We start from the raw sequence: 12,973 nt of genomic DNA on the forward strand, positions 1-12,973 counted from the left end.
TGAATAGAAAAAACATTTCCTCCTTTTTGAAAATATTCAGTAATAGAATTCCCTATATATAACTTGCCTTCGCAGTTTTACTAAGATTATAACGCTGCTCAGCCCCTAAACTGCTAATACTAGCGATTATAGGGGCTGAGCATTTCCGAAAGTAAAAAGCATCTACTGATCAATAAAGCCTACCACCTCATAGGCCCTGGTCCCATCAATTTGAATTTTTTCATAAAGCACATTGGAAAATTCATAGTAGGTATAACCATCTATGGTGACCTTTTCATGGTCTTTGGGTAATTCATAAATTATTGTTCCAACTTCAGGCGCTACAACTTCATAGGCATTGTCTATCTGAATGTAAAAGATCCCATTGAACCAAAAATAATTTCTTTGCGGGTGTTTAACCCTAATATAACCTATCGGCAGGGTTTTTATACGAAACCATTTTTTAGGAGCAATAGCTATATACCTCCCCCCTGAATAAGTATAGAATTTATTATTGGCATAATAGTAATGAATACCTTTGTGCTTAATAACAGTTCTATCGGGCAAAGTTCTAACGGTAATTACCTTTTTATTGGGTTTTTTGTATACCACTTTTTTGCTTGGAGCCCTTCTATTTTCTTTATTTATGACAACAACTTTTTTTGATTCTCTAGATTTTTGAGCTGTGGCCATTTCGGGAATGGAGACAGAAAGAAGAAATATTAAAAGGCTGGAAATTTTAATTATATTTTTCATAATCTTAAAATTTTGACCCCGTATATGCAATCGTTTTTTTTTGGTAATCAGCCTAGCGTATTCTCAAAGGCAGCAATTCCAAAAGGCAATAAAAAAACCATTGCTTTTCTCGGTGTTAAACATATCCTTTTGACAGCTATTAGAGGGGATGGTTTAATGGGAATAAAAAAAACCTAACTGTCTTATCAAGAAAAGAAAGTAAAATAGGTGCGGTATATGAAAAAACTAACCAACAATGGAAGCATTCCAAGGCTGTCATTTGTAAATAAAAGACAATTAAAATCAATTAACTTTTATCCACCTTAATTTATACCATTTGTTGCGAGTGATAAACTGAATGAAATAACTCCCGGGAGGAAGGCCTTTCAATTCCTCCTCTAACTTAATCTTCCCAAACGAATCTAAGATATTTCCTTCTAAAAACAACAAACCTCCTGAATTCCACACCCTATAAGTGAAATCCCGATGATCCTGTAAGTCGAATAACTCCAAATGAACTTCACCACCTGTGTATGGCATGGGATAAATCCGTGGCTCTTGGTAGAGGAATCTGGGATTATCTACTCTCACAACCGGACTGAAGCTTAACTCTCCTTCTTCATCTTCTGCTTTGACCTGATAATACCAATAGGGTTGATCAAAAGTTAGAAAACCATCTTTAAACCTCACTTTTTCTCCATAATCCTGACTCGATATTACTTCTATTGGAAAAAACTCCATGCTTTGACCATCAGCTCTTAAAACAGTATAGACTGCAGGCAATTTGGTGTCATTCAGCCAAGCTATTTCTACCCCACTCCCTTTAAGCATGGCTTCAAATTCCAACCATTCCAAAGGCAATACACTTAATTCATTGATACTTGCAATAGCAAAGGCATTGTTCGACATTTCCTCCAAAGCCACCGTCCTTCCTGCCCATAATTTACCGGAGCGTTCACTCGCAGGTAAATGCAAGCCTGCTGCTGCCGCTCCATTCCCTGTCAACCTCAAATGATCAACATCTTGAATACCCAGATCATCTGACAAAACCCAGAGGTTGATCGTTGAAGAAGGTCCGGCCACAGCTGTTATTTCAAAATAACTGTCTAACTCGTAAACAATTCTTGTCCCATCTACATCACTAAAGCCGGGGTCATAGGTAACGCCGGGATTATTAAAATAACGAATACTAATACCATTCCCCTGTTCGGGAAGGTTTCCGTCCAATAATAAATGTCGCGGAAACCCTAGTTCATTGTCAAAAAATGGAAATAAGGCATTTTCTTGATCCGGAGATTCGGGAAGATTGTGATAAATTATTTCCGCCAAATTATGCCAATTCCCGCTACTGTAATTGTAGCTTCCTGAGGTCCCAAAATCCAATAAAAGCGAATTGTTTAAAAAATTTATATCTCCGGCGAGTTGCTCAAAGTTTTGAAGAATACTTAGATCATATTCAATAATTAGCATCCCGGAACCTTTATTCACATCCAGTTCAGCCAGTTCAAAAGATGGAATGGATAGCTGCTGGTCAGTAATTCCCTCAACAATCAGGCGGGTTGAGGTGCCGTTGACCATTCCTCCGTCCAAATACACTATGTCTCCTATTACCTTTAATAGTGGTGGCAATACCTTCTCGGCATTACCTGAAAAATACAAATGCTTGTAAACAAAGTCATGCTCAGATGCTGTCATGCTACTTTCTATAAAGCCTTGGGAACTCCCTTCTCCATTATAGATTATATTACCATCCAATTGCACGCTTACCGCATCAATTATGGGTTGCTCTCCCGAAAGCACCAGATTCCCGCCTTCCTCAAGTACAAAAGAACTCGCAGGCCTGCTTTCGGACCTGCGTATAATTTGATTGAAGGCCTTGGTCCCCTCAGAAATTAATGTGGCTCCTGACAATATCCTAAAATCCCCATAATCTTCAGCTCCAAACCCCTCTTGGGTATTGAATGAAAAAGTTGAAGTATAGAATGGAGTCTGTTCCTCGTTGAGGGTTTGCCTTACGGTACCACTTTCTACCACAAAGCTATTCGCTTTAAAAGCCGCATTAACTAGCAGGGTATCTTCCGCATCAGGGGCAAATACTACGCCAAACCGACTGTTTAAATTGCTGGCACTCCATGAATTCCGATCAACAATGGTTCGGCTATTGCCTTTAAAAACGAGGGTTCCTGTTTCCGGATAAATCCAATCTGTAATTCCTGATGTAGCATTATAATACTCAAAAATGCCGGCTTCCTCTGTTATGCTATGCAACTGCCCATAAATCCATAATTCGTAGGTTTGTAAATTAAGCTTTTTACCGGGGTTACTAGGTTCAATAGATTCAGCAAAAAGATATAAACTACCTACCTCTTCTGATTGGGTTAATCTCACTTCTTGTCTCTGCCCAATAAACACCCTGCTGAGCCGGTCCGGATAATTTGTCGCCGGTATCCACTCTGTTCCATTGTATTGTTCCCAAGTATTGGGATCGTCCCAATCTCCCACCCCATCTTCAGATAAATTGCTTCTAAAACAGTTGCTATCAAGGGGGATGGCAGCTAAGGAAGGAAAACTTAAGAATGAAAATAGCGTAGCAAGGATAATGGTTGTTACAAACCGTTTAGGATAATTAGAAATCGCTATTTTATAAAAAATATCCATAACAAAAATGAATAATTAATTAAAATAGTGAATTTATATAATTATTCAAAATATATAATTCAAATAAACTTATATAAACTTCTTTTATATCGCCTTGAACCGTAAAAACAAACGAATCAGTAATCCTTTTATTTAAAGAAAACGGATATCAGGATAACTCAAATATTACTTTAAATTTGTGAGGTAATCTGACATTTCCCTCATACTGCATTTAATATTATGCCATTAGAAATTCTCAAGCACAACTTCCGCAAAACACTCTATTTGGGTATCTTTTTATTTCTAGCTTTTTTTACCACAGTGCCGGCATCTGCTGCGACGTACAAAATTAGCCTGCTTACCTGTGACCCCGGAGATGAGTTGTACTCCACATTTGGCCACAGTGCCATTCGGATTGTAGAATTAGAAAGTGGACAGGATCTGGTTTTCAATTATGGAACCTTCGATTTTAACACGCCATTTTTCTATATTAAGTTTATTCGTCGCACCTTAGATTACCAATTGTCTTTGACTACCACAGCCAATTTTTTGAGGGAATACAATTATTTCAAACGAAATGTCAGGGAGCAGGAATTGAACCTCTCCCCTGAGCAAAGCCAGGCAATTGTGGCTTTTCTGCAAAACAACTACCAGCCTGAAAACAGGAAATACAGGTATGATTTCTTCTTTGACAATTGTGCGACCAGAATTACCGACATGATAGAAAGTGTTTTGGGCCAATCATTAAAATGGAATTACCCTGCTGAATCGGATGAAAAGACTTTTAGGAATTTAATTGATGAGTATGTTTACCCGCTTCCATGGTCCGATTTAGGCATAGATCTTGCTCTGGGTGCAGTGATTGACAGGGAAGCTACTGAGGCTGAAAAAGCCTTTCTTCCGGATTATTTGGAAGCATCATTCGGAAGGGCTACAATCATAGGAGATGGACCGGAAAGGCCATTGGTGAGCCGGACCAACACCATTTATGACTTCCCAAAAACAGCAGATAATCAGGTTAATTTATTTAATCCTTATGTGGTTTTTTGGGTATTTGCGATCCTTGTTGGTATTTTAACCTTTATTGGTTTTAAGAAAAAACGTTTGTTCAAAGGTTTTGACATCAGCCTCTTCACCATTTTGGGATTGTTGGGAGTATTACTTGTATTTCTCTGGTTTTTCACTGCGCATTCTCAAACCAAAAACAATTGGAACCTCTTTTGGGCGTTTCCGGGTCATTTGTATATCAGCTATTTATTGATCAAAAAACCCAATAAAGCGATTTTGAAAAAACTACTGTTAGCCGCAATGATTTTAGCCGATTTGGCTTTGGTGATTTGGTTATTAGGCTTTCAATCATTCCATCCCAGCATTCTACCATTATTGTTGATCGTTATTCTTAGGACAAATTTCTTATATTATAACATTGACCGGTTCAGCTATTTTAGGAAAAGAAACTAAATCATCAAACTATTCAATACCAATCAAGCGTTGTAGGTATATAATTAATAAAAACAGATGAGCTTCAATATTATTTCAGATTATGTCCCAACGGGTGACCAGCCTAAAGCCATCAAAAGCCTAGTAGAAGGCATCAATTCTGCCGAACCCTCTCAAGTGCTGTTGGGAGTAACCGGCTCAGGAAAGACCTTTACCGTAGCCAATGTGGTGCAGGAGGTACAAAAACCCACATTGGTACTGAGTCATAACAAGACATTAGCCGCACAATTGTATGGAGAATTTAAACAGTTTTTCCCCAACAATTCAGTAGAGTATTTTATCAGTTATTATGACTACTACCAGCCGGAGGCATTTATCCCCACCAGTAGTACCTATATAGAAAAAGACCTTTCGATAAATGAAGAAATTGAAAAGCTAAGGCTTTCAGCAACTTCTGCCCTTCTATCGGGTAGACGAGATGTGATCGTTGTAGCTTCAGTTTCCTGTATTTACGGTATAGGAAACCCTGATGAATTTGGTAAAAATGTCATAAGAGTTCAAGAAGGGGACAGAATTCCCAGAAACCAATTCCTGTTCAAATTGGTGGAAGTTCTTTACAGCAGGACCTCAGGTGAGTTTACCAGAGGGACTTTTAGAGTTAAAGGGGATACGGTAGATATTTTTGTGGCCTACGGAGATTTTGCCTATCGGATCTTTTTCTGGGGAGATGAAATAGAAGCCATTCAGCGAGTAGATCCTGTAACTGGGAAAAAACTATCTGACGAAAAAATCATTAGCATTTTCCCGGCTAATTTGTTTGTCACCGGAAGGGATGTGATAGACACCGCTATTCATGAAATTCAAGATGATTTGGTTGCTCAAGTGGCGGCCTTTGAACGGGACATGAAACTGATGGAAGCCAAAAGGCTTAAAGAAAGAACAGAATTTGACTTGGAGATGATTCGGGAGTTGGGTTATTGTTCTGGCGTGGAGAATTATTCTAGATATTTTGATAGGAGACTGCCAGGAACTCGTCCTTTCTGCCTGCTAGATTATTTTCCTGATGATTTCTTGATGGTAATTGATGAGAGCCATGTCACCTTACCTCAAGTAAGGGCCATGTGGGGTGGGGACCGATCACGTAAGACCAACCTGGTAGATTATGGTTTCCGACTTCCATCAGCTTTAGACAACCGGCCTTTAAAATTTGATGAATTTGAATCCCTTACCAATCAAGTCATTTATGTGAGTGCTACCCCGGGGGATTATGAGCTCAACAAGTCTGAGGGAGTGGTGATAGAGCAAATTATTCGTCCAACGGGCCTTCTTGACCCCATTATTGAAGTTAGACCTAGTGCTGACCAGATCGATGACTTGTTGGATGAAATCGACCAAACGATAAAAAATGGTTTCAGGGTATTGGTGACCACCCTTACCAAGAGGATGGCCGAGGAGTTGGACAAGTATTTGGCCAAGGTGGGTGTAAAATCCCGCTATATCCACTCTGAGGTAAAACCTTTGGATAGGGTAGAAATACTAAGGGAGCTTAGGCTGGGCGTTTTCGATGTATTGGTGGGTGTAAATTTATTGAGGGAAGGCTTAGATTTACCTGAAGTGGCCTTGGTCGCCATTTTAGATGCTGACAAAGAAGGCTTTTTAAGAAATGAAAGGAGTCTGGTTCAAACCATTGGCCGAGCGGCAAGGAATGCCGACGGGAAAGTTATCATGTACGCGGATAAAACCACGGAAAGCATGCGATTATCCATTGATGAAACCAACAGAAGGAGAGCAAAGCAACATGCTTATAATGAAGCCAATGGCATTACTCCAAAAACCGTCATTAAGTCACATGACAGGATTATGGGACAAACCAAAGTTGCTGACAGTAAGCGAAACGCCAAAGTATATGTGGAAAATAATCCGGAAGAGATGGATGTCGCCGCAGATCCGGTGATTCAATATTTGAGTAGGGAAAAGCTCGAAAAACTAATCACCCAAACTCAAAAAAGAATGGAAGCTGCTGCAAAGGAATTGAACTTTATGGAAGCTGCCAGGTTACGGGATGAATGGATGGGACTGAAGAAAAGACTGGAAACTATTAACCTTGGTAAATAAATGAAAATAATTAAATGCATTGTCCTAATTGCAGGAGTGTTAGTAATCAATACTGGGGGACTAAAAGCGCAGCAAGCAGGTGGTAGTTTTTTGGTTAGCATGGGAGTTGATTTAATAAGGACTGATTTGAATAAGGTATTAGAAAGGGCACAGTTTGGTGCTGAGGTCAATTATTTCTACTTGCACCAATTGTCTTTTTCCGGAGGTTATGAATACAATATCAACCATCCCAATCAGGTAACTGCCGGCTTAAGGTATTACCCTTTAGAGCCTGTATTTCTCCGTGCTCGAGCACTGCTAGGAAATGGAGCAGATTTTGGCCTTGGAGCGGGGTATACCTATAATTTAAGCTATAGGATGCGACTGGAAGGAATGACAGATTATTATGTTCAACGAAAAGCAATTGGCATTAGGGTTGGACTTGCAGTATTAATCAAATAAACAAAAAATGACCACCATACAGGACATCACAAAACTAGCTCAAAAAGGAGAAGGCCTGCATGTAGAATTCAAAAAGAAAGCAGCTCATCCGGAAAAGATCGTTAAAGAAATCATAGCGATGGCGAATACGGACGGAGGTCATCTATTGCTTGGTGTTGACGATGATGGAACCGTAAGTGGTCAACGGCACATTGAGGAAGAAGTATATGCAATGGACAAGGCCATCAAAGAATTGATTCATCCTCCTATACAGCTTACCTGCACCGTGAAGGCGCTCAACCAAAAAAAAGGTGTAGCTATTTACAAAATAGAAAAAAGTGCTTCAGCCCCCCATTATTTGCGCGAAGGAAAAAAGAAAAAAGCCTATGTCAGAGTAGCTGACAGAAGCATTCAAGCCAGCAGGGAAATGTGGGAAATTATGAAAAGGAAAAACAATTCGAACAATGTTATTTTCAAGTATGGAAAAAAAGAAGAGCTTTTGATGAAGGCCTTGGCCAATCAACCCTACATCACCTTAAAAGAATTTATGAACATGGCTAGGATTCCTGTTTATATTGCCTCTAAAACACTAGTAAAATTAGTTGTAGCCAATGTTTTGGAGGTAATGCCACAAGAATCAGGGGACAGGTTTAAAACTAAAGCTCATCTTTAGTTTTAAACTGTTCCAATATTTCCCATACAAGATCCGATTCAAAGCCTCTAAATATCAAAAATCGTCCAACTTTAGATTTCTTTTTATACAAATCGCTCTCATGGGTGAGCTTCCACTTCCTTTCTGCTAGGTGAAGCAAGGTATCATGGTATTCTTCAGGCTGCAATAATTCAAGTCCTTGCTGAACCAATTGGTCCGAGATCCCTCTCATTTTGAGTTCTTGTCGAATCCTCACCCTTCCCCAACGTTTCAAATTAAACCTCCCTTTAACGAAACTTCTCACAAAGCGCTGCTCATTGATGAAATCCTGCTCGATCAAATTTTGTAGAATTTTTTCTTTTTCATCTTCCTCTAAATCGATTTCATCCAGTTTGGTCACAACTTCAGAAATAGCTCGCTCCTGGTAGGCGCAATAAGCAGCTATTTTTTTTAAAGCTTTTGAATAGCTATTGTTCTTTTTTGAACCTGAAACCGAATTTCCTTTTTCTGGAACTGACATTTTACGTAATTTTAGCTTTTGGTATATTAACGGGATAATCCTGACCAAATATATAAATCTAAATAGAAATATCATGCGAAAAAAAATTGTTGCAGGAAACTGGAAAATGAACTGCTTACTTGAAGAAGGCCAAAAACTTACTTCTGAAATAGTAAACATGATAAAAGATGAGCCAATTAAGGACGTCAAAGTAATATTGAACCCTCCATTTGTACATTTATATGGCGTTAAAAAACTTATCGCAGGAGTGGACAGCATTGCTCTTGGTGCTCAAAATTGCTCAGACAAAGAGGCCGGTGCCTATACTGGAGAAACATCCGCAGCCATGTTGGGTTCATTTGGTGCTGAATATGTTATCATTGGCCACAGCGAAAGAAGATCAATGTTTAACGAAAGCAATGAATTGTTGACAGAAAAAACAAAGCAAGCACTTTCAAATAACTTAACACCAATTTTCTGCTGTGGAGAGCCTTTGGAAATCAGAGAAGCAGGTACACATGAAGACTATGTAAAAGCACAGCTTACCGAAAGTTTATTTGGGTTTAGTGAAGATGAAATAAAAAAATTAGTCATTGCCTACGAACCAATTTGGGCAATTGGAACAGGTAAAACCGCTTCATCTGAGCAGGCGCAAGACATGCATGCTGCTATCCGCAAGCATCTTTCTTCCAAATATGGAGAAGCTGTGGCTGAAGAAATTTCTATTTTATATGGTGGAAGCTGTAAACCCAGCAATGCAAAAGAAATTTTTTCTAAAGCAGATGTGGATGGAGGATTAATAGGCGGTGCTTCATTAAAATCCCGAGATTTTGTTGACATAGCAAAATCCTTCTAAGTACCAATCTTTATTCAAACTCCGATTATGCAATAGGGTTGATGATGCCTATACTGAGTTTTCTCAGGTAGGTTTACAATCGTAAAAAATCAGACTGTTTGGAGATTTTAGCATAGCATTGCTATGGTGAAACCCCCAAACAGTACCTATTAACCTGACTTTAAACACCTTCCGTTTGTTATTGTAGTTCTAGTGCATAATTTAAGTAAAGAGAAATTGCCCAGACATTGGTTTGTCAGGGCATTTTTATATTTTTCAAATTAAAAAAATCCAAGCAATGGAATACCTGGAATTTAAAATCAGCTGTAAGGAAGAGTATCGGGAAATTTTAATGGCAGAATTGGCAAATATAGGTTTTGATTCCTTTTTGGAAACAAATAAAGGGTTTGACGCCTATATACCACAAGAAGACCAGGAAGAGGAAGTGTGGCAGGAGGTCATTTCTAGGTATCAGGAGGAAGCAGCAATTAAAATTGAAGCAGGTATTCTTGCCAAAATTAACTGGAATGAAGCTTGGGAAAAGAACTATGATCCAATAGCTGTAGCAGACAAGGTATACGTGCGAGCTACTTTTCACCCATCCAAATCAAGGGAATTCAAAAATGAGATTGTAATCAACCCAAAAATGTCTTTTGGAACAGGCCATCATTCCACCACCTACCTGATGTTGGAATGGCAAAATGAAATCAAACATACAGGTAAAGTGGTAATGGATGCCGGTTCAGGCACAGGCATTTTGGCGATCATGGCAATGAAGCTAGGTGCAAAACGGGTTACAGCATTTGATATTGATGAATGGAGCGTGGAAAATGGAAAAGAAAACTTTGAAATCAATGGTTTTGACTCACTTGAAATGCAAACCGGGAACATCAGTTCTGTAAGGACCGAAGAAGCCTATCACCTGATTCTTGCCAATATAAACAAGAATGTACTATTAGATGAAATGGAAGCCTATGCCAAACACCTATTGGCCGGAGGGCAATTGCTATTAAGTGGGTTTTATGAATCAGACATTACTGACATTAGTGAAAAAGCCAAAAATTATGGCTTGAGCCTTGTAGGTAAAAAAGTACGAAATAAATGGACTTCAGTGCTGTTTAAAAAGGAGGGGGTGAAAAGCTGAAGGCAAGCAGCTCATTTACAATATTCCTTAAACCTTGATTATTTCTCAGGTTTCTATAAAGACAATGTAAATACATGTAGAAGAGGATATTCGGAGAGTTTAGCATAGCGTTCTGTTTGGTTAAATCTATCTACGCTCAGAAGGAAACTAAGCAGCAGAGAACCGACTACTATTAAGTAATATAAACAACTAATCGGTTACCAATTGAGGATAAAAACACTGATCCCCTTACAATTTCCTAGGGGAAAACATTTGCAAGGGGATCAGGAACAGGATTAATATTTACCTTATTCTCGAGTAATAAATCTTCAATTTCATCTGATCTTTATCCACGACAAATTCTTTTAGCGATCGTTTGAAAGCATCAAAAGTCACCACCCCACTTTCAGTATTGGGCGTATTTGGGTACAAAAACAAATCTGTCTTAACCAGACCCGAACGATACATGGCATCCACATATGAAGTGATCTGATTGGAATACACTCGCGTTTCAGTATTGAATGCCAAGCCATTTTGGTTGGAGGTGAAAGGAACAACATTCCCATCTTGGTCTAAGCCTGTTTGGGTATTATTTTCTCCTTGTACTGCCACCTTAACTCCATCAAACCTTCTATAATACTCACCACCTTCAGCAAAGTACATGACAAGCGCCCCGTAAGGATTTTTCCCTTCAGGGTATTCATCCACAGGACCTACTTCAAGCAATATTTGGTTAAAGGTGACATTTTCAAGAGTGTCCAAAAACTCATGTAAAGGACTCATGTCGAGTTTTGTCAACATACCCAATCCTGCTTTCACTCCCACTTTATCACCGGCTATATCATAGGCCACGTTGGTATCTGTAATTACTTCAGTAGGGGTTCCCTGAGGATCGTTTATCACTTGATTAAAGTGTCTGGACTGTATGGTATTAATGGGATAAGCTGTTGAAACAGTATCGTCTTCATAGTGGTAATACATGGTAATACCAGTTCCACTCCCAATGGCCAAAGAAATGGATGTATTTTGGGAAGGATCACCTTTGATAACTATACCGGGAAAGTATTCCCTAAAAGCAAATATATTATCAAATACAGGGTCCTGAGAGGTAAGCTTTCCAAATAGTTCTGCAGCGAAATCCTCCTTGAGATCCATGCTTACCTTATTGACCGTGTCAGGAGTCAATAGGAAAGAGCCTTCGGCCAAAATTTCCTCCTCATCAAAATCGAGTGAATTGAAGCTATAGTAGGTAGTATCCTCGATGGCCTCTAAAAGTCGATGAACCCTAAAATCTTTAGCTTCATCAAAATCTTCACCTATAAGGTCAACAATGTTAAAGTCAAATATGGCGGAATCAAATATGGCATTGTCTTCCGGCAAAACTCCATTGGGATTAAAGGACAATCTACTGTAACCAATTGATTCCGAAGTACCAAAAAGATCGCTATGATCCCCACCTACCACTAACCTACTCTGATTTGTTGTATTGAAAGAATCTTCCAACACCATAAAAGAAGAAAGGGGTATTTCTTCATAGAAAACCCCTATCTGGTTGGAGCCGGGATCCAGTACCAATCCAATTTCGGATGGGTCTGAACAAGCTCCTGCGAAAATAACAATTGAGCACAGGGCCCCGAGGAATTTAACCTGCAAGGTCTGTATAGATATTGTAATAGCTTTCAAAAAGCTCGTCTTGTTCATCACTATTAATTTCAAACTGTTTGTCTTTAGAAGATTCTTGAATCATGGCAGTCAGGCTCTCGGAAATATCCTCTCCTTTAACGACAACATCAGCATACTCCATCCCCAATTTCAAAAACCCTTCATAGTCTTTGGACTTCAATGGAGCCAGAAGCTGGTCGTCAATATCCACCATTTTTATCTTTTCGAATAAATCGTCCCCAAATTTATGACTAAATCCGTTATTATAAATAGCATATACGGATTTTGTTTCTTTGAAAAGGGGCTCATTCTTATAAGTTGTCTTCAGGTACAAAGGAATAAGGCTTGTCATCCAGTCATTACAGTGAACCACGTCGGGTGCCCAACCTAACTTTTTAACGGTCTCTAGCACTCCTTTGCAGAAGAAAATGGCTCTTTCGTCATTGTCTTCATAAAATTTATCCTGTTTGTCAAAGAAAACGCTTTTTCTCTGAAAATAGTCTTCGTTGTCAATAAAATATACTTGCAATTTAGCATTTGGAATTGAAGCAACTTTAATTATCAGGGGTTTCTCTTCTTCGCCTACGGATATATTGATACCTGAAAGTCTTACAACCTCATGCAACCTATTCTTTCTCTCATTAATCAACCCAAATCTTGGAACCAAAATTCGAATTTCCATTCCTTTTTCTTGCATTGCTTGAGGTAGTGCTCTCACAAAATTAGCGACCTCTGAAGTTTGAAGAAATGGATTAATTTCGCTTGCTACGTAAAGGATACGAAGTTTAGACATATCGTGTGTGTTTTATTAAGGGATATAACGGGACTACAAATTTACAAAAAAATCGCCAATTCCCATTGTTTTTATTCAGAATA

Annotated in this window: 11 protein-coding genes; 6 read left to right on the top strand and 5 right to left on the bottom strand. The window is 38.9% G+C overall.

From position 1 onward, the window contains the following. Positions 1-162 precede the first annotated feature (162 nt). A complete protein-coding gene (locus tag ACYVHJ_RS14140; protein ID WP_460515798.1) occupies positions 163-735 on the bottom strand; it encodes a DUF6515 family protein in 573 nt (190 codons plus the stop codon). Between the two features lie 282 nt (positions 736-1,017). After that, positions 1,018-3,372 (bottom strand): hypothetical protein, encoded by a 2,355-nt coding sequence (locus ACYVHJ_RS14145; protein ID WP_460515800.1) that lies wholly within the window; start codon positions 3,370-3,372, stop codon positions 1,018-1,020. 219 nt (positions 3,373-3,591) lie between these two features. On the opposite strand from ACYVHJ_RS14145, the gene ACYVHJ_RS14150 reads away from it, so the two are divergent. The 4 genes from ACYVHJ_RS14150 to ACYVHJ_RS14165 are packed head-to-tail and all read left to right on the top strand — an operon-like array spanning position 3,592 to position 7,999. After that, entirely contained in the window at positions 3,592-4,812 is a 1,221-nt protein-coding gene (locus ACYVHJ_RS14150) for an Lnb N-terminal periplasmic domain-containing protein (protein ID WP_460515802.1), read from the top strand. 57 nt (positions 4,813-4,869) lie between these two features. Next, positions 4,870-6,906 carry an excinuclease ABC subunit UvrB gene (uvrB, locus tag ACYVHJ_RS14155; protein ID WP_460515804.1) on the top strand — a complete coding sequence of 679 codons (2,037 nt, stop codon included), beginning with the start codon at positions 4,870-4,872 and terminating at the stop codon, positions 6,904-6,906. Next, positions 6,907-7,347, top strand: coding sequence for a hypothetical protein (locus ACYVHJ_RS14160; RefSeq protein ID WP_339900977.1), 441 nt, complete (start codon positions 6,907-6,909; stop codon positions 7,345-7,347). Positions 7,348-7,354: 7 nt separating this feature from the next. Further along, entirely contained in the window at positions 7,355-7,999 is a 645-nt protein-coding gene (locus ACYVHJ_RS14165; RefSeq protein WP_339900976.1) for an AlbA family DNA-binding domain-containing protein, read from the top strand. Here the strand turns inward: ACYVHJ_RS14165 and ACYVHJ_RS14170 are convergent. Beyond that, on the bottom strand, positions 7,983-8,498 hold the full coding sequence (locus tag ACYVHJ_RS14170; protein ID WP_460515807.1) for a regulatory protein RecX: 516 nt from the start codon (positions 8,496-8,498) through the stop codon (positions 7,983-7,985). The genes ACYVHJ_RS14165 and ACYVHJ_RS14170 overlap by 17 nt on opposite strands. Before the next feature lie 73 nt (positions 8,499-8,571). On the opposite strand from ACYVHJ_RS14170, the gene tpiA reads away from it, so the two are divergent. Beyond that, positions 8,572-9,333 (top strand): triose-phosphate isomerase family protein, encoded by a 762-nt coding sequence (gene tpiA / locus ACYVHJ_RS14175; protein ID WP_460515809.1) that lies wholly within the window; start codon positions 8,572-8,574, stop codon positions 9,331-9,333. Positions 9,334-9,610: 277 nt separating this feature from the next. Continuing rightward, positions 9,611-10,456, top strand: coding sequence for a 50S ribosomal protein L11 methyltransferase (gene prmA / locus ACYVHJ_RS14180; protein ID WP_460515811.1), 846 nt, complete (start codon positions 9,611-9,613; stop codon positions 10,454-10,456). A 282-nt stretch (positions 10,457-10,738) separates the two neighbouring features. Here the strand turns inward: prmA and ACYVHJ_RS14185 are convergent, their stop codons facing one another. After that, entirely contained in the window at positions 10,739-12,136 is a 1,398-nt protein-coding gene (locus tag ACYVHJ_RS14185; protein ID WP_460515813.1) for a hypothetical protein, read from the bottom strand. Continuing rightward, positions 12,078-12,890 carry a glycogen/starch synthase gene (locus tag ACYVHJ_RS14190; RefSeq protein ID WP_014019376.1) on the bottom strand — a complete coding sequence of 271 codons (813 nt, stop codon included), beginning with the start codon at positions 12,888-12,890 and terminating at the stop codon, positions 12,078-12,080. The genes ACYVHJ_RS14185 and ACYVHJ_RS14190 overlap by 59 nt, the downstream gene beginning before the upstream one ends. Positions 12,891-12,973: the final 83 nt, after the last annotated feature.

Source organism: Cyclobacterium sediminis, assembly GCF_054781075.1.

Excerpts from the sequence above, each read along its gene's own strand:
- ACYVHJ_RS14150 (WP_460515802.1), top strand. The coding sequence starts at position 3,592 with ATGCCATTAGAAATTCTCAAGCACAACTTCCGCAAAACACTCTATTTG.
- uvrB (WP_460515804.1), top strand. The coding sequence starts at position 4,870 with ATGAGCTTCAATATTATTTCAGATTATGTCCCAACGGGTGACCAGCCT.
- ACYVHJ_RS14185 (WP_460515813.1), bottom strand. The coding sequence starts at position 12,136 with ATGAACAAGACGAGCTTTTTGAAAGCTATTACAATATCTATACAGACC.
- prmA (WP_460515811.1), top strand. The coding sequence starts at position 9,611 with ATGGAATACCTGGAATTTAAAATCAGCTGTAAGGAAGAGTATCGGGAA.
- ACYVHJ_RS14190 (WP_014019376.1), bottom strand. The coding sequence starts at position 12,890 with ATGTCTAAACTTCGTATCCTTTACGTAGCAAGCGAAATTAATCCATTT.
- ACYVHJ_RS14140 (WP_460515798.1), bottom strand. The coding sequence starts at position 735 with ATGAAAAATATAATTAAAATTTCCAGCCTTTTAATATTTCTTCTTTCT.
- ACYVHJ_RS14170 (WP_460515807.1), bottom strand. The coding sequence starts at position 8,498 with ATGTCAGTTCCAGAAAAAGGAAATTCGGTTTCAGGTTCAAAAAAGAAC.
- ACYVHJ_RS14165 (WP_339900976.1), top strand. The coding sequence starts at position 7,355 with ATGACCACCATACAGGACATCACAAAACTAGCTCAAAAAGGAGAAGGC.
- tpiA (WP_460515809.1), top strand. The coding sequence starts at position 8,572 with ATGCGAAAAAAAATTGTTGCAGGAAACTGGAAAATGAACTGCTTACTT.
- ACYVHJ_RS14160 (WP_339900977.1), top strand. The coding sequence starts at position 6,907 with ATGAAAATAATTAAATGCATTGTCCTAATTGCAGGAGTGTTAGTAATC.
- ACYVHJ_RS14145 (WP_460515800.1), bottom strand. The coding sequence starts at position 3,372 with ATGGATATTTTTTATAAAATAGCGATTTCTAATTATCCTAAACGGTTT.